13 protein-coding genes are annotated in these 15,873 nt (G+C 74.0%); 9 read left to right on the forward strand and 4 right to left on the reverse strand.

Annotation, left to right across the window (positions count from 1 at the left end; translation table 11 throughout):
* The first annotated feature begins 1 nt into the window (after position 1).
* The 3 genes from ACGFZP_RS33655 to ACGFZP_RS33665 all read left to right on the forward strand — a co-directional run bounded on the left by ACGFZP_RS33655 (position 2) and on the right by ACGFZP_RS33665 (position 2,077).
* Positions 2 to 505 (forward strand): hypothetical protein, encoded by a 504-nt coding sequence (locus ACGFZP_RS33655; RefSeq protein WP_392940201.1) that lies wholly within the window; start codon positions 2 to 4, stop codon positions 503 to 505.
* Positions 506 to 838: 333 nt separating this feature from the next.
* Positions 839 to 1,273 (forward strand): hypothetical protein, encoded by a 435-nt coding sequence (locus ACGFZP_RS33660; protein WP_392940203.1) that lies wholly within the window; start codon positions 839 to 841, stop codon positions 1,271 to 1,273.
* 105 nt (positions 1,274 to 1,378) lie between these two features.
* The gene (locus ACGFZP_RS33665; protein ID WP_392940205.1) at positions 1,379 to 2,077 is read left to right on the forward strand and encodes a class F sortase; all 699 of its coding nucleotides are present in this window, start codon (positions 1,379 to 1,381) and stop codon (positions 2,075 to 2,077) included.
* An 83-nt stretch (positions 2,078 to 2,160) separates the two neighbouring features.
* Here the strand turns inward: ACGFZP_RS33665 and ACGFZP_RS33670 are convergent, their stop codons facing one another.
* The 3 genes from ACGFZP_RS33670 to ACGFZP_RS33680 form a co-directional block, all read right to left on the reverse strand.
* A complete protein-coding gene (locus ACGFZP_RS33670) occupies positions 2,161 to 3,192 on the reverse strand; it encodes a methyltransferase (protein WP_392940207.1) in 1,032 nt (343 codons plus the stop codon).
* A 137-nt stretch (positions 3,193 to 3,329) separates the two neighbouring features.
* Positions 3,330 to 4,412, reverse strand: a complete 1,083-nt coding sequence (locus ACGFZP_RS33675; protein ID WP_392940209.1) for a nitrous oxide reductase family maturation protein NosD — start codon at positions 4,410 to 4,412, stop codon at positions 3,330 to 3,332.
* Positions 4,413 to 4,838: 426 nt separating this feature from the next.
* Positions 4,839 to 6,086, reverse strand: a complete 1,248-nt coding sequence (locus ACGFZP_RS33680) for a cytochrome P450 (protein WP_392940210.1) — start codon at positions 6,084 to 6,086, stop codon at positions 4,839 to 4,841.
* Positions 6,087 to 6,252: 166 nt separating this feature from the next.
* Here ACGFZP_RS33680 and ACGFZP_RS33685 point away from each other — a divergent pair, with 166 nt between their 5' ends.
* The 4 genes from ACGFZP_RS33685 to ACGFZP_RS33700 all read left to right on the forward strand — a co-directional run bounded on the left by ACGFZP_RS33685 (position 6,253) and on the right by ACGFZP_RS33700 (position 11,576).
* Positions 6,253 to 7,230: a deoxyribonuclease IV gene (locus ACGFZP_RS33685; RefSeq protein WP_392940212.1), complete on the forward strand. Its 978-nt coding sequence runs from the start codon at positions 6,253 to 6,255 to the stop codon at positions 7,228 to 7,230.
* A 124-nt stretch (positions 7,231 to 7,354) separates the two neighbouring features.
* Positions 7,355 to 9,451 (forward strand): MMPL family transporter, encoded by a 2,097-nt coding sequence (locus ACGFZP_RS33690; protein WP_392940214.1) that lies wholly within the window; start codon positions 7,355 to 7,357, stop codon positions 9,449 to 9,451.
* Positions 9,452 to 9,523: 72 nt separating this feature from the next.
* Positions 9,524 to 10,591, forward strand: a complete 1,068-nt coding sequence (gene sph / locus ACGFZP_RS33695) for a sphingomyelin phosphodiesterase (RefSeq protein ID WP_392940216.1) — start codon at positions 9,524 to 9,526, stop codon at positions 10,589 to 10,591.
* A 223-nt stretch (positions 10,592 to 10,814) separates the two neighbouring features.
* Positions 10,815 to 11,576 (forward strand): hypothetical protein, encoded by a 762-nt coding sequence (locus ACGFZP_RS33700; protein WP_392940218.1) that lies wholly within the window; start codon positions 10,815 to 10,817, stop codon positions 11,574 to 11,576.
* Positions 11,577 to 11,673: 97 nt separating this feature from the next.
* Here the strand turns inward: ACGFZP_RS33700 and ACGFZP_RS33705 are convergent, their stop codons facing one another.
* Positions 11,674 to 13,617: an ABC transporter ATP-binding protein gene (locus ACGFZP_RS33705; RefSeq protein ID WP_392940220.1), complete on the reverse strand. Its 1,944-nt coding sequence runs from the start codon at positions 13,615 to 13,617 to the stop codon at positions 11,674 to 11,676.
* A gap of 461 nt (positions 13,618 to 14,078) precedes the next feature.
* Between ACGFZP_RS33705 and ACGFZP_RS33710 the strand changes: the two genes are divergently transcribed.
* Both ACGFZP_RS33710 and ACGFZP_RS33715 read left to right on the forward strand, forming a co-directional pair.
* Entirely contained in the window at positions 14,079 to 14,267 is a 189-nt protein-coding gene (locus tag ACGFZP_RS33710; protein WP_392940221.1) for a YegP family protein, read from the forward strand.
* Positions 14,268 to 14,445: 178 nt separating this feature from the next.
* Positions 14,446 to 15,798: a glycosyltransferase family 4 protein gene (locus ACGFZP_RS33715; protein ID WP_392940222.1), complete on the forward strand. Its 1,353-nt coding sequence runs from the start codon at positions 14,446 to 14,448 to the stop codon at positions 15,796 to 15,798.
* The last annotated feature ends 75 nt before the right edge of the window (positions 15,799 to 15,873 follow it).

A 15,873-nucleotide genomic window follows, 5' to 3' on the forward strand; every position in this document is an offset into this window, starting at 1 on the left:
TATGCGCACTCCCGTCTTCGAGCTCCACATCCGACCCATGTTCCGGGCCACCGACCGCGAGCACATGGCCTTCGCGGTCGACCTCTGGGACTTCGACTCCGTCGTCGAGAACGCCGACGACATCCTCGCCCGGGTCGACGGCGCCGGTATGCCGCCGGACGCCGACGGCGGGCCCTGGCCCGAGGAGTGGATCGCGCTCTTCCGCCGCTGGCACGAGAGCGGGCACAAGCGCCTGCAGACGGGGACCGCGACCTTCACGCTCACCCGGACGGACTCCGCCGTGACCGTCACCGCGACCGGCACCTTCCCCGCCGCCGGTTTCACGGGCTGGCTCCAGCTGGAGAGCGAGACGGACAGCGCCAAGACGTACGTCCTCTACCTGGAGCCGCCGGACGCGCCGGTCGCCGGGACACCCGCCGCCTTCACCCTGAAGGAGCGCTACCACCCCACCGACACCCGGCTCGTCTTCGCCCATGACAGCTCGGGTGTGCAGCAGCTGCACTGAACCCGGTCGGCGGTGGCTCGGGGCTCGCCCGCCCCGGGGCCGCCGCCCGTCGTACCGGCACGGGTGGCGTACCGGTTGGGGGTCCGCACCCGTCACCGACCGGCCGGGAACCCGATCAGACCTCCTCCGGCGGGAATCACCCGGATCGCCGGGCCAGCCGGGTGAACATGCCCCGGAGTCCACTCGAAGGGCGCACGTCGGCGCCCGCCGCCGCCTCCCTCAGGTGGCAGCGGCCACCACGGTGGTTGACGGTGGATCAGGCGCACCTCCGCGAGTCCCCTTGCCCGACGACCTGTCGGCAGTCGCGGCCGGCGCCGGAAAAGGATCACCCTCATGCGTTCTGCACGTACTCGCACGCTGCTCGCCGGAGCGGCCGTCGCCGCCGTCCTGGCCGTCGGCTCCCCCCTCGCCTTCGCGGACGGCACCCCCGACCAGGGCGCGAACCTCACCTGGCAGGAGAAGCAGGAGAAGGCCGCCAGCCCTGAGGGCCAGAAGACCTGGGAGGAGAAGCAGAGCGGCTCCTCGGGCGAGGAGCACAAGGCCGACTCCAAGTCCGACTCGAAGAGCGACTCCAAGACCGAGTCCAAGGGCGAGGAGTCCAAGGGCGAGGAGTACAAGGCCCCGCACGGCGGCGTGCACACCGGCGGTGGCGGCCTCGCGCTGTCCGGCGGCGGCCTCGCCTCGGGCGCCGTGCTGCTGCTCGGCGGTCTCGGGGCCGGCGCCATCGCGCTGCGCCGCGGACGCCGTACCGCGGGCGCCGCGATCTGACCCGGCGCCGTTCCCCGTGCCTCCCCGTCGTGGCCGCCGCCTCACCGCGTCGGCCACGGCGGGGGCGTCGGGGGCGGTGCACGCACCGGACGGGAGGAGTGAGTGATGGCCGGTGTGGTCCCCGGGGCGTCCCGGCTGCTGCGAGCGGGGCTGGGCGCGGCGGCGGTCGGTCTGCTGGTGATGTACAACTCGGTGGACACCGCGCCCGCGTCCGCCCCGGAGCCGGTCCAGGCCGCCCCTCCGGCGGCCTCGGCCCCCGCCGTGCCGGGCGCGGGCCCGGCGGCCGCGGCGGCGGCCGCCCCGAAGGCGACGCCCGCCGCGCCTGCGGCCCCGGTGCTGAAGGCGGCCAAGCCGACCCGGCTGCGGATCCCGCAGATCGGCGTCGACGCGCCGTTCACGGAACTGACCCTGAACCCGGCCGGGCAGCTCAACGCGCCGCCGCCGGACGACAAGAACCTGGTGGGCTGGTACCGCGGCGGCGCCAGCCCCGGCGAGCGCGGCAGCGCCGTGGTGGCCGGGCACGTGGACACCGCGAAGGGCCCGGCGGTGTTCCTGCTGCTGAGCCTGCTGCTGCCCGGCAACAAGGTCGAGGTGTCGCGCGCGGACGGCACGGTCGCCGTCTTCTCGGTGGACTCCGTGGAGACCTTCGCCAAGTCCGCGTTCCCCGACCAGAAGGTGTACGGGAAGACCCCGGACTCCCAGCTGCGGCTGATCACCTGCGGCGGCACGTACGACAAGAAGCGCAAGGACTACCTGGACAACGTGGTGGTCTTCGCCCACCTGGAGTCCTCGCACAAGGCCTGAGCCACCAGGAGTGGTGACAACGGACCGCCCGCACCGGATCGGTGCGGGCGGTCCGTTTGTCGCGTCCTCCCGTGCGGCGGGTGTCAGCCGCGCACGGTGGCCTCGAAGGCGTGCAGGTACGGGTTGACCGGGCGGACCTCGGAGATGGCCAGGCCGGCCTCCTCCATCAGCCGGACCATGCTCTCCTTGGAGTGCTTGGCGCCGCCGACGTTGAGCAGCAGCATCAGGTCCATGGCGGTGGTGAAGCGCATCGAGGGGCTGTCGTCGACCAGGTTCTCGACCACCACGACCCGGGCGCCGGGGCGGGCCGCCGCGACCACGTTGGCGAGGGTGCGCCGGGTGCTGGCGTCGTCCCACTCCAGGATGTTCTTGATGATGTAGAGGTCGGCGCGGACCGGGATGTCCACCCGGCAGTCGCCGGGCAGCAGCCGGGCCCGGGCGGAGAACGCGCCGCCGTCCTGGAGTCGCGAGTCGGCGCCGGCCACCACCTTGGGCAGGTCGAGCAGGGTGCCGTGCAGCGCCGGGTGCTTCTCCAGCAGGCTGGCCAGCACATGGCCCTGGCCGCCGCCGATGTCGACCACCGAGTCGATCCCGGTGAGGTCGAGGTAGTCGGCGAAGTCGGCGGCGGACTGGCGGCTGGAGGTGGTCATCGCCTTGTCGAAGACCTTGGCCGAGTCCCCCGCGTCGCTGTGCAGGTAGTCGAAGAACTCCTTGCCGAACAGCTCGGGGAAGACGTTGCGGCCGGAGCGGACGGCCTCGTCCAGCTTCGGCCAGGCCTCCCAGGTCCACGGCTCGGTGCACCAGAGCGAGATGTAGCGCAGGCTGTTGGGCGCGTCCTCGCGCAGCAGACGGGACATCTCGGTGTGCTCGAAGCGGTCGTCGCCGACCTCGGTGAAGATGCCGTAGCAGGTGAGGGCGCGCAGCAGGCGGCGCAGCGGCTTGGGCTCGGTGTCGAGCGCGGCCGCGAGGTCGGTGACGGTGGTCGGGGTGTCGCCGAGCTCGTCGGCGACGCCGAGCCGGGCGGCCGCGCGGACGGCGGCGGCGCAGGCGGCGCCGAAGACGAGCTCCCGCAGGCGCATCGCTGCCTGCGGGGTGGTGGCGGGTGCGGTGGTCATGTGCCGTCTTTCGGTTGGGGGCTGGGCAGGACTGGGGGTGGGACTGGGGGTGTTGGGGTGCGGTGGCCGACTCGGCGGTGGACTCGGGGCGGCCCGGCCTGGTCAGGCCGGGCCGGGCGGGTCCGGGTGAGGGCGGGTCAGCAGTGGCCGGCCGGCTCGGAGACCACGCAGTGATTGCGTGCGAAGGAGTTGCTGGTACCGGTGTCACGGTCGGCGAGGTCCGCCGGGCCGTTGCCGACGACGAGGTTGCCGGTGACGGTGTTGTCGGCGTTGGCCACGCCGACGACGCTGCGGAAGAGCACGATGCCGCCGGACATCGGCGAGGCGCCGACGTTGTCGCGGACCTGGTTGTCCGTCACCGTGGTCTGCTCGGCGCCGGTGAGCAGGATGCCGGTGCCCTGGATGTAGTCCAGCCGGGGGTTGGGCGGGCAGTACTTGTTGTTGGCGACCACCCGGTTGCGGGTGACCGTCAGCGCGCCCGCGCGCGGCACGCCCTCGTCGCCGACGATGAAGACGCCGCCGCAGTTGCCGTGGATCTCGTTCTGCTCGACGCTCAGGTCGCGCAGGCGCCGGACGGTGACGCCGATCCGGTTGTCGGCGAGCAGGTTGCCGCTGACCACGGTGCCGTCCGTGCTGAGGGCGCCGCCCTCGCTGTCCACGCTGTTGGCGAGGAAGACGCCGGACTGGCCGTTGCGGGTCGACTCGTTGCCGACGATCACGCCCCGGGTGGACCGCTCCTGGCTGATGCCCTGCTGGCCGTTGTCGTGCACCTGGACGGCGCGGACGGTCATGCCGGTGGTCCCGCTGGCGTCGATGCCGTTCTTGCGGAAGCCGGTGACGGCCAGCGCCTCGATCCGGACGTCGGCGAGGGGGTGGCCCTCGGTACCGACGACGCAGAGGCCGTGGCCGGCGGCGGCGCAGGCGTTGCCGTCTGCGGTGTCGCCCGGGGTGATCACGCTCCCCCCGCCCGCGCCGCGCAGGGTGAGGCCCGCGGTGGTGATCCGGACGCTGCCCCGGTAGGTGCCGGGCAGCAGCTGGACGGTGTCGCCGGGCTGGGCCGCGTCGACGGCTTGCTGAATCGATTCTCCCGGCTGGACCAGGTGCAGGGCGTCGGCGTGGGCCGGTGGCGCGGTGCCGAGGGTGACGAGCGAGGTGGTCAGAGCGGTGGTCAGGGCGGCGGCGGTGGCCGCGGCGAGGTGGTGGACCCGTCGCGTGGGCATGAGTGGTGACCTGCTTTCTTACGCGCTCGCGGGGACGCCGGCGCGGTGACGCGATGTGAGCGGAGGATGACGGCCGGTGGGACTGTCGGCCGAATCGACGCTATGGGCGCACCGGTGGGCCCGCCACCAGGGCTGGGCTGCGGGACTGACGGGGCGTCGGCCAGTGGTGGTAGCCCTGCGGGCGAGCGGGTGAAAACGGGCCTGCGGGTGTGGGGCTGAACGGGGCGGGCATGCCAGCGCCGCAGCGGCGGGCGGGCGGGCTGCGGTGGCAGTGGGCGGGCTCGGCGGCGGGCATGGCGACGCGCCCGACCGCGGGGGCGGTCGGGCGCGGGACGGCGCCAGGCGGGACGGGGCCAGGCGGGACGGGGCGGTGCGACGGGGGTGGCGGAGGGTCAGAAGCGGGGAGGCGCAGGCACAGGTGGAGCGTCAGAGGCGAACGGGCAGGGCGGCGAGGTGCCAGGCGACCGGGTTCGGCCCGCGCTCGATGGCGCCCGGGTCGACGGCGAGGGCGAGGCGGGGGTAGCCGCGCAGCAGGGCACCGAAGGCGACGACGGCCTCCTCGTGGGCGAGTGCGGCACCGATGCAGCGGTGGGCGCCGTGGCCGAAGCCGAGGTGGACCTCGTGGTGCGGCGCGGCGGCCCGGCAGACGTCGAGCCGCTCGGGCTCGGCGAACACCCGGGGGTCGTGGTTGGCCCCGGCAAGGATCGGCATCACCGCCTCGCCCCTGCGGATCAGCGTGCCGGCGAGGGTGACGTCCTCGGTGGCGTAGCGCGGCAGCGCCCCGAGCGTCGGGCCGCACCAGCGCATCAGCTCGTCGACGGCGGCGGGCAGCAGACCGGGATCGGCGCGCAGCAGGGCGAGTTGCCCGGGGTGGGCGAGCAGCGCGGCCATGCCGTTGCCGATCAGGGTGGCGGTGGTCTCGTGGCCGGCGACGATGAGGTTGAGGATCAGCGAGACGGTCTCGACCGGATCGAGCGTGTCGCCCTCTGCTGCGGCCAGCTGGGAGATCAGGTCGTCGCCCGGCTCGGCCCGGCGGCGGTCGATCAGCTCCCGGGCGGCCTCGATCATCGCGCGCAGCGCATCGTCCAGCCCCGGCCCGGCGCCGCGACCCAGGTAGGAGCTCCACTCGCGCCACTGCGGGCGGTCCGGTTCGGGGATGCCGAGCAGCTCGCAGATGACGGTGACGGGCAGCGGGTAGGCGAAGTGGGCGATCAGGTCGACGACGCCCTCCTCGTCCGCGTGCTCCCGCAGGGCGCGGGCGTACTGCTCGGCGAGCCGCTCGATCCGCGGGCGCAGCCGGCCGACGGTGCCGGCGGTGAAGGCCGGGTGGACCAACCCGCGCAGGCGCCGGTGCTCGGCGCCGTCCGCGTCGAAGACGCCCGCGCGCAGGTACTGCTCGCATTCCGGCGGCAGGCCGCGGGCCCGCCAGACCTGCGCGGTGCGGTGGGTGGGCGCGGCGCCGGGCACGTTGGCGGCGTCGTTGACGAAGCGCGGGTCGGTGAGCACGGCGCGGACGTCCTCGTAGCGGGTGGCGATCCAGACCGGCTCGACCCCGGGGATGGTGCCGCGGGCGAGCGGGGCGCGTTCGCGGATCCGGGAGAAGGCCGCGAACGGGTCCTCCACCAGCTGGGCGGCGCGCAGGTCCACCGTCTCGACGGGCTCGGCCGTGGCCATGGATGGCTCCTTTGAGTCATGGATCGGTCACGGATGGCGACTACCCGAGGGCCTCCCGACCTAACGTCGGGGCCCGGGTTTCACTCGATCGGGTAAGGAGGAGGCCTGGTGGCGGCAGCGCCGCCCGGTGCCGGCGGGGCCGGGCCGGCGTGGCATGCTCGGGGCCATGAACGCCGCCGCTCCGCCCGCCACCCCGCCGACCGCTCCGCCGACCGCCTCGCCGTCCGTGGTGACCGTCCGCAACCCGATCGGCGCCCATGTGCCGGTGGCGGCCCGGGGCCTGGCCGGGACGGGTCTGGCGTACGCGCGGCGGGTGGGTGCCGAGTCGGTCCAGGTGTTCGTGGCGAACCCGCGCGGCTGGGCCACTCCCCCGGGCAATCCGGCGCAGGACGAGGAGTTCCGGACCGCCTGCGCCGAGCAGGGCATCCCCGCGTACGTGCACGCGCCGTACCTGATCAACTTCGGCTCGGACAGCACGGCGACCCGGGAGCACTCGGTCGCCTCGCTGCGGCACTCGCTGCTGCGCGGGCACGCGATCGGTGCGCTGGGCGTGGTGGTGCACACCGGTTCGGCGGTCGGCTCGGCGCCCGGCGGCGGCTCCCGGCGCGCGGAGGCGATGGCGCAGGTCCGTACGGACGTCCGCCCGCTGCTGGAGGAGCTGGACGCGCTCGGCGAGTCGGCGCCCTGGCTGCTGCTGGAGCCGACGGCCGGTCAGGGCAGCTCGCTCTGCTCACGGATGGAGGACCTCGCCGGGTACGTGGACGCGCTCGACGGCCACCCGAGGGTCGGGGTCTGCCTGGACACCTGCCACGCCTTCGCGGCCGGCCACGACCTGGCCGCCCCCGGCGGCGTCCGGGAGGCGCTGGACGCGCTGGTCGCGGCCGCCGGGCCGGGGCGGCTCCGGCTGATCCACGCCAACGACTCGGAGGACGTGGTCGGTGCGCGCAAGGACCGCCACGCCAACATCGGTGCCGGACGGATCGGCGCGGAGCCGTTCCGGGAGCTGTTCGAGCACCCGGAGACGGCCGGGGTCCCGCTGATCGTCGAGACCCCGGACCGCAAGCACGGCGGCGACGGCGCCGGCCACGCGCTGGACATCGCGCTGCTCAAGGAGTTGCGCGAGCGGGCCGCCGTCCTGGCCTAGGCACTCGCTGTCGGACTGCGCCGGGTGCGGCCCGGCCGTACCGGGGCCGACCTCCCGGGCTGCCGGGTCGCCGGGGCGGTGGGAGTCTGGAACGAGTGATGCCCGAGGCCCTGGGGGTTTCCCGATGAGCCCGATCCGGAGACTGGCCGCACTGCCGTGCGGGCGGCGCAGCAAGTGGGTGGTGCTGGCCCTGTGGCTGGTCCTGCTGGTGGTGGCGGGCCCGCTGGCCGGCAAACTCACAGACGCGGAGGACAACCAGGCCTCCAGCTGGCTGCCCGGCAACGCCGAGTCCACCCAGGTCCTCAACGAGCAGCGCGCCTTCCAGCCGGTGGACACCGCACAGGCCGTGGTCGTGTACCAGCGCGACAGCGGGATCACGATCGCCGACCGGGCCGAGGCCGCCCGGGACGCGGCGGCCTTCGCCACCGCCCCGCACGTGGTGGGCCCGGTGATCGGCCCCGTGGTGTCGACGGACGGCCAGGCGATGCAGACCATCGTGCCGATCGACATCGGTACCGGCGGCTGGCAGGACCTGCGGCCGGCGGTGGACAGCCTGCGCGCGACCGCCGACGCCGACGGCAACGGCATGGCCACCCACGTCACCGGCCCCGCCGGGGTGGGCGCCGACCAGGCGGAGGCGTTCGCGGGCATCGACGGCACCCTGCTGTTCGCCACCGTCAGCGTCGTGATCGTCCTGCTGCTGCTGACCTACCGCAGCCCGGTGCTGTGGACCCTGCCGCTGGTCTCCGCGGCCGGGGCGCTGGTGGTCGCGCAGGCGGTCATCTACCTGCTGGCCGAGCACGGCGGGCTCACCGTCAACGCGCAGAGCGCCGGAATCCTGATCGTGCTGGTCCTGGGTGCGGGGACGGACTACGCGCTGCTGCTCACCGCGCGCTACCGCGAGGAGCTGAGACGCCACGAGGACCGGCACGAGGCGATGGCCTTCGCCCTGCACCGGGCCGGCCCGGCGATCCTGGCCTCCTCGGCGACGGTGATCGCCTCGATGCTCTGTCTGCTGGTCGCCGAGATGAACTCCACCCGCGGCCTCGGCCCGGTCTGCGCGATCGGTGTCGTGGTGGCCCTGGCGGCCATGACGACCCTGCTGCCGGCCCTGCTGGTGATCCTGGGCCGCTGGGTGTTCTGGCCGGTCAAGCCCGGGTACGGGACGCCGGAGCCGACCAGGTCCGGCCGCTGGGCGCACATCGGCGGGTGGATCGGCGCCCGGCCGCGCAAGGTGTGGGTGGGCACCGCGCTGGCACTGGCGGCCTGCTGCGTCGGACTGGTGTCGCTGAACGCCACCGGTCTGAGCACGGCCGGCTCCTTCACCGGCACGCCGGACTCGGTGGTCGGCCAGCAGGTGCTGGAGCAGCACTTCCCCGGCGGGACGGGCGCCCCGCTGACCATCATCGGCACGGCGGACACCGCGGGCACCGTGCGGGCCGTGGCGCAGGCGACGCCGGGCGTGGCGGGCACCTCGGCGCCCGTGACGCACGAGGGGCAGGCGCTGTTCCAGGCCACGCTGGCCGATCCGCCGGACAGCCAGGCCGCCAAGGACACCGTGGACCGGGTCCGTGCGAACGTGCACGCCGTCCCCGGCGCGGACGCCAAGGTGGGCGGCAGCACGGCGGTGATCCTGGACGCCGGGCGGGCCGCCTCGAACGACAACCGGGCGATCATCCCGCTGGTCCTCGGCGTGGTGCTGGTGATCCTGGCGCTGCTCCTGCGGGCGGTCACCGCGCCGCTGGTGCTGATCGCGACGGTGGTCCTGAGCTACGCGGCGGCGCTCGGCATCAGCGCCTTCTTCTTCGAGCACGTCTTCCACTTCGAGGGCGAGGACAGCGCGTTCCCGCTGTTCGTCTTCGTCTTCCTGGTCGCGCTCGGGATCGACTACAACATCTTCCTGATGACCCGGGTGCGGGAGGAGTCCGCCCAGCACGGGACCAGGAAGGGCGCGGTGGCCGGGCTGGCCGCGACCGGCGGGGTGATCACCTCGGCCGGGCTGATCCTGGCCAGCACCTTCGCGGTGCTGGGGACGCTGCCGGTGGTGGGGTTCGCCGAGATCGGCTTCGCGGTGGCGCTCGGGGTGCTGCTGGACACCCTGGTGGTGCGCTCGGTGCTGGTGACGGCGCTGACCATGGACCTGGACCGGCACATGTGGTGGCCGGGCAAGTTGTCCAGGCAAGTCGATCGAGAGGAAGGGGAGTTGGCCAAACATCTCTGAGTTACCGATGAGTTCACACGGTTCTCGTCAGATGTCTTGCCGGGCGTGGTCGACGGCGCGTTGACTGCGCACATGCCAACTCCCGCCACCCTCCGTCGCGGTCCGCGACTCGCCGCCGCGTGCGCGGCCGCCGCCGCCCTGCTCGCCCCGCTGGCCGCCGCGCCGGGCGCCTCGGCCGCTCCCGTCGGTGCGCCTGCCGTTGCCGCCGACGCGTCCGCTGCCGGTGCTCCCTCCGCCGTGACGCCCGCCGCCGGTGCTCTCGGCGCCGTACCGGCGCTCAACGTCCTGACGTACAACGTCTTCCTGATGAGCAAGAACCTGTACCCCAACTGGGGCCAGGACTACCGGGCCAGGGCGATCGCCGCCGCCGACGTCTTCCAGGGCCACGACGTGGTCGTGCTCCAGGAGGCCTTCGACAACGCCGCGTCCGACCTGCTCACCGCGCAGGCCTCCGCCGCGTACCCGTACCACACGCCGGTCGTCGGCCGCTCCACCAGCGGCTGGGACGCCACCGGCGGCAGCTTCTCCTCCTCCACCCCGGAGGACGGCGGGGTGACGCTGCTCAGCAAGTGGCCGATCCTGCGCAAGGAGCAGTACGTGTTCAAGGACGCGTGCGGAAGCGACTGGTGGTCGAACAAGGGCTTCGTCTACGCCGTGCTGAACGTCGACGGCGTACGCACCCACGTCATCGGCACGCACCTGCAGTCCACCGACACCGGCTGCTCGGCCGGACAGCCCGCGGCGGTGCGGGCGGCGCAGCTGCAGACGATGCGGTCCTTCATCGACGGCAAGAACATCCCGGCCGCCGAGCCGGTGCTGATCGCGGGCGACCTCAACATCGACTCGCACGGCTCCGAGTACCCCGCGCTGCTCGCCAACGCGAACGTCGCACCGGCCGACACCCGGACGGGCTGGCCGTACTCCTTCGACACGGTCGACAACTCGATCGCCGCCTACCGGTACCCCGGTGAGCCGAAGGAGGACCTCGACTACGTCCTCTACCGCGCCGACCACGCGCGGCCGACCGCCTACACCAACACGGTGGTCCGCTCCCACAGCGCACCGTGGACGGTGAGCAGCTGGGGCAAGAGCTACACCTACCAGGACCTCTCCGACCACTACCCTCTGACGGCCGGCTAGGTCCTGGCCGACGACGGCCTGCGCCGGGGGCGTGGACCCCCGGCGCGGGCGCGGGCCCGCCCCGGCGGTTGCAGTCCGGTGACACGGAACGCCCTATTCCGTCGATTGTTCGCACTAGGTTCGATCGTGCAAGCCGCCGCACCGCCCGCGCGGTTCCTGCACCTGGGGGAACGGAACGGGCGGTGTGCGGGCCCGCAGCCGTACTTCGCTCAGGAGAACCTTCATGTCCCCCTCGACGACCCGACGCGCGACCTCCGTCCGGACGCTGGCCTGCACCGTCCTGGCAGCCGCTCTGATCGTCCCCGCCGCGACAGCCTGCAGTTCCACGTCCGATGCGCACGGGACCGCTGCTGCCACTGCGGCCGCCTCTGCCTCCGCGCCTGCTTCTCCGGTCGCTCCTGCGTCCCCTTCGGCGCCGGGCACCACCGCTCCGGCCACCGCCGCTCCGGCCACCGCGACGGGCGCGCGCAGCGCCACCCCGTCGGCCGTCCCGCCTGCCGCCCCGCCTGCCACTCCCGCCTCGCCCGCCTCGCCCCGGGCCACCGCACCGGCCGCCACGGCCAAGGCGAAGGGCCCGGTCCACAACGTGCCGCTGGTGGACGGCAGCACGGCCGAGGTCCAGGAGGTCGGGGCCCAGCGCTACGTCGCCAGGATCGTCAACAAGGGTGATGTCCTCGCCACGTTGGAGACGAACGGCTCCGACGCCGGGCTGGACGCCAACGACATGTTCATCGTGCTCTCGCTGGACGGCCAGGTCCACTCCTGGATGGGCGGCGGGCACCAGGGTCCGGGCACGTTCAAGCTCGCGGGCGGTTGGACGGCCAAGGTCACGAAGCTCGGTGAACTCCGGTACCGTGCGCAGATCCTCGGCCTCGACAACGCCGTGAACGGCACGCTGGAGGCGAACCAGCAGGACGCCGGAGCGGTCGCCAACGGCGTCTACATCGTGCTCAGCACCGGCGGCGAGATCAGCGCCCACATGTGACCGGGCGGTCCTGGCGACGGCGGCCGGGACGGAACCCGGCCGGCTGTCCGACGCGCCCCGGGCGCCCGCGGGGTGGCGGGCGCCCGGGGCCTCGGCACTACCGCCGGCGCTGGCCGGGGATGCTGCGGTCGCGCTGGAGGTCGAGGAGTTCACGGAAGAGGCCGTCGGGGCGGTCGGCGAGCTGGTCCCAGGTACCGGTCTGCACGATGCGGCCCTGGTCCATGACGACGATGCGGTCCGCGAGACGGGCGTTGGCGAGATTGTGGGTGACCAGCAGCGTGATCCGGCCGTCCGCGAAGCCGCGCAGGGCGTGCAGGATCCTGTGCTCGGCCCGGGGGTCGAGGTCCGAGGTCGGCTCGTCGAGGATGAGCAGGCCCGGGTGGCGGGCGGTGCGGTAGAAGGCCCGGGCGACGGCGGCGCGCTGCCAGCCGCCGCCGGACAACTCGGCCCCGCCCAGCCAGCCCTGCGCCAGCAGGGTGCGCCAACCCGACCGCAGTCGGGCCACGACCTCGTCGAAGCCGGTGAGCCCGGCGGCCTCGGCCACCGCCTCGGCGGGGTCCCCGTCGTGGTGCCCCAGGTGCAGGTTCTCGGCGGCCGGGAGGGGCCAGCGGGCGAACTCCTGGGGCACCCGGGCGACATGCCGCCACAGGGCGTCCGCGTCCAGCAGCTCGATCGGCACGTCGTCCCAGGTGATCGACCCGCCGCCGGGCTGCGTCAGGTACAGGCCGGACAGCAGTTTGAGGAACGTCGACTTGCCGCTCCCGTTCTGCCCGATCACGGCGACGATCTCCCCCTCGGAGAGGGTGAGGGTGACTCCGCGGAGCGCGGGCTTCTGCTGCTCGCCCGGGTAGGCGTAGGTGAGGTCGGTGACCCGGATCGTCTTCGGCGGTCCGGGCACGGCGCTGCCGCGGGCGATGCGGTGGCCGCCGGCCTCGTCCAGGAAGCGGAAGAAGTCGTCGAGGTACAGGCCCATCCGGTAGAGGCGGGCGCCGTGCCCGACCATGCCCTGGATGCCGCCGGCCGCGGTGCGCAGCGCGAAGGTGGCAGAGCCCGCGGCGGCGAGGTCGATGCGGCCGGTGGAGAAGAGGAACAGCAGGGTGCCCCAGATCAGGGCGGACCCGGCGCCGGTGCCGACGGCCGCGAGGAGGGAGACCTTGGCGGCCCTGCGCCCGGCGTCGTCGGTGGCGGCGACGATCCGGGCCTCGGTCTGCCGGTACTTCTGCATCATGAACGGGGTGACCTGGTCGGAGCGGACCTGGTCGGCCCGGCCCTTGTCGATCAGGTACCAGCGGTAGATCCGCAGGGCCTGGCGTTCCTCGCTGGTCGTCACGGTGGCGAGGTAGTGGATCCGGGCGGTGTGCACCGCGGCGACGCCGGTGGGGACGGAGCCGAGCAGCAGGAAGGGCACCAGCAGGGGGTGCAGCGTGGCGAGGACGCCGGCCGCCGCGATCAGGGAGACGGCGGAGGCGATCACGTCCTGCGCGTTGGACAGCAGGTCGGGGGTGGTGGCGGCGCCCCGGTCGGCGGCCTCCCAGTTCGCTCCGTAGGACGGTTCGTCGTAGGCGGCGAGCTCGGCGGAGCACCCGGCCTCGATGAGCGCGAGGTCGGCTTCGCGGTTGACCCGGGGTGCGACCCGGCTGGACAGGGTGGTGACGGCGATGCCGAGGACGGCGCGCAGGACGGCCGCGACGGTGAGGACGGTCAGCGGGGAGGCGGCGTCCCGCAGGTGCCCGGCGACGGGGCCGGGGACGAGCAGCGCGGCCAGGGTGTCGGTGGTGGAGTACAGGGCGAGCGCGCCGAACACGCCGGAGGCGGCCTGGCAGAGCAGCAGGAGCGCGGTGGAACGCGGGTCGACGGCCCAGGCGAGGGCGATGGCGCGGCGGATCAGCCGCGGCAGGCGGCGCAGCATGGCGATGGTGGAGATCGACGCCCCGGCCTCCCGGCGCTTGTCGCCGTGGTAGCGGGAGCGGAACTCCTCCCGGTGCTCCTCGGGCTCGGGGGCCCGCGGGGTCGGGGTCTGTTTCACGCTGGGCTTGGTCACGTTGCTCCCTGGTTCGGCGGCTGGGTGGCAGGTGTGCACGGGCAGGCCGGACTGCCGGGCGGCCGGTGGGTGGTGGCGGCCTGGCGGTGGACGTACTCGGGTGGCAGCGGTGCCGGGCGGCACTCTGCGGGGGGCGGGCTGCTGGTGCGGTCCCTGATCCTGGCAGGGCGGCGGCGGCCCGCTCGGCGTGTCGCCCCGCGCCTCACTCCTTCCGGGTAAATCGAGCCGGGCGTCGGCGAGTTGGTGGATGTCGATCACGGTGAAGGTACGGCGCGGGCGGTGGCCGGCGGGCCGCGGCGGGGTTCGGGCGAGGCGGGGCTCGGCGGGGGGTCGCGCGGCCGTCCGGAGCGGTCGTTACCCGTTTGGCGGAAACCCGAATGCCTCATCTGACAAGCGGCAGAAGGGCTTTGGGCCTACGTTGCCGTTCGAGGGGGCTCCCTGAACGAAAGGTGTCTACTGCGATGGCAGGCAAGTTCGAGCTCTACACCGACGAGACCGGGATGCACCGGTTCAGGCTCAAGGCGAGCAACGGGACCGTCGTGGTGACCGGTGACCCGCACGAGAGTCGGGACGACTGCATCAAGAGCATCGAGTCGCTCCGGAAGCTCGCGCCCTATGCGGACCTCAAGGAGACGGCAGGCTCGGCCTGAGGTCCCGTGCGGCCCCGCCCGAGACGGGGTCGCGGGCGGTCTGCCTTCTGCGGTCCGTGATCGACGGGCCGACAGGTCGGCGGTAACGCGGGTCGGCGGTACAAATCGCCGACCCGCGTTCGTTTGTACGACAGATCCCTTTGGCCGCGTGCACGCCGGGTACGGACAGAACTCTGACATGCGCGTCGTCATCGTCACCGAATCCTTCCCGCCCGAGGTCAACGGAGTCGCCCACAGCGTGCTGCGGACGGCCGAGCACCTGGTCCGCCGGGGCCACCAACCGCTCGTGATCACCCCGGCCCCCGCCCGCGGCGCCGAGTGCCCGCCGCACACCTTCGGTACGGGCGCCGACACCTGCTCCAAGGCCGGCTCCACGGCCGGCTCCGAGGCCGGGGAACCGGCTTTCGGGGCGGGGGACGGGGTGGGGGAACTGCCCGTGGTGCGGATCCCGTCCATGCCGCTGCCCGGCTACCCGCAGGTCCGGATCGCGCTGCCCAGTCGGCGGCTGGCGGCCGCCGTCGCGGGGCACCGGCCCGATCTGGTCCACCTGGCCAGTCCGTTCGTGCTCGGGGCGCGCGGCATGCAGGTCGCCACCCGGCTGGGCGTGCCCGCCGTCGCCGTCTACCAGACCGACCTGGCCGGCTACGCGCACGCGTACCGGGCGGGGCGGGGTCTCGGCGAGGCCGCCGCCTGGCACCGCATCCGCACGGTCCACGCCGCGGCCGCCCGCACCCTGGCGCCGTCCACGCCCGCCGCGCAGGACCTCACCGCGCACGGCGTCCCCCGGGTCCAGCTGTGGCCGCGCGGGGTGGACTCCGTCCGCTTCCACCCTCGCCACCGGGACGAGGCCCTGCACCGGGCGCTCGCACCCGGCGGGGAGGTGCTGGTCGGGTACGTCGGGCGGCTCGCGCCCGAGAAGCGGGTGGACCTGCTGGCGGCGGCCTCGGCGCTGCCCGGGGTCCGGGTGGTGGTGATCGGCGACGGGCCGAGCGCGCCCGGGCTCAAGGCCGCGATGCCCGGCGCCGTCTTCCTCGGCCGCCGGACCGGGGACGAACTGGCCCGCTGTTTCGCCACCTTGGACGTCTTCGTGCACACCGGCCCGCTGGAGACCTTCTGCCAGACCATCCAGGAGGCGATGGCCAGCGGGGTGCCGGTGATCGGTCCGGCTGCCGGGGGTCCGCTGGACCTCGTCGCCCACCGCCGTACCGGGTTGCTCGTCCCGCCCCGGGACGGCGGGGCGGTGGCCCGGGCGGTGGCGGCGCTGGCCGGGGACCAGGAGTTGCGGGCCGCGTACGGGCGCGCCGGGCGGGCGGAGGTGACGGCCCGCACCTGGGAGGCGGTCGGGGACCTTCTGCTGCGGCACTACGCGGAGGTCCTGGCGGAGCACCGGGGCGTGGCCGTGCCGGTCGCACCGCCGAGCGTGGCTCCTGCGGTCGGCTCTGCCGTCGCTCCTGCTGCGGCCCCTGGTGTGGGTCCTGTTGTGGCCCCCGCTGTGGTGCAGCCGGTGGTGGCGGAGGAGTTGCCGGCATGAGGGGGCGGTGCGCGGCGAGGGTCGGGCGGGGCTTGACGCGTTGGCCGGCCGTGGTGGTTGTGCGGCCCGGTGGCG

The sequence above is a fragment of the Kitasatospora sp. NPDC048239 genome (assembly GCF_043202015.1).
Classification (GTDB): Bacteria; Actinomycetota; Actinomycetes; order Streptomycetales; family Streptomycetaceae; genus Kitasatospora.

Bases quoted from the DNA above. Each gene is read 5' to 3' on its own strand.
- ACGFZP_RS33670 (WP_392940207.1), bottom strand. From the start codon at position 3,192: ATGACCACCGCACCCGCCACCACCCCGCAGGCAGCGATGCGCCTGCGG.
- ACGFZP_RS33685 (WP_392940212.1), top strand. From the start codon at position 6,253: ATGAACGCCGCCGCTCCGCCCGCCACCCCGCCGACCGCTCCGCCGACC.
- ACGFZP_RS33700 (WP_392940218.1), top strand. From the start codon at position 10,815: ATGTCCCCCTCGACGACCCGACGCGCGACCTCCGTCCGGACGCTGGCC.
- ACGFZP_RS33710 (WP_392940221.1), top strand. From the start codon at position 14,079: ATGGCAGGCAAGTTCGAGCTCTACACCGACGAGACCGGGATGCACCGG.
- ACGFZP_RS33655 (WP_392940201.1), top strand. From the start codon at position 2: ATGCGCACTCCCGTCTTCGAGCTCCACATCCGACCCATGTTCCGGGCC.
- sph (WP_392940216.1), top strand. From the start codon at position 9,524: ATGCCAACTCCCGCCACCCTCCGTCGCGGTCCGCGACTCGCCGCCGCG.
- ACGFZP_RS33715 (WP_392940222.1), top strand. From the start codon at position 14,446: ATGCGCGTCGTCATCGTCACCGAATCCTTCCCGCCCGAGGTCAACGGA.
- ACGFZP_RS33660 (WP_392940203.1), top strand. From the start codon at position 839: ATGCGTTCTGCACGTACTCGCACGCTGCTCGCCGGAGCGGCCGTCGCC.
- ACGFZP_RS33690 (WP_392940214.1), top strand. From the start codon at position 7,355: ATGAGCCCGATCCGGAGACTGGCCGCACTGCCGTGCGGGCGGCGCAGC.
- ACGFZP_RS33665 (WP_392940205.1), top strand. From the start codon at position 1,379: ATGGCCGGTGTGGTCCCCGGGGCGTCCCGGCTGCTGCGAGCGGGGCTG.
- ACGFZP_RS33680 (WP_392940210.1), bottom strand. From the start codon at position 6,086: ATGGCCACGGCCGAGCCCGTCGAGACGGTGGACCTGCGCGCCGCCCAG.
- ACGFZP_RS33675 (WP_392940209.1), bottom strand. From the start codon at position 4,412: ATGCCCACGCGACGGGTCCACCACCTCGCCGCGGCCACCGCCGCCGCC.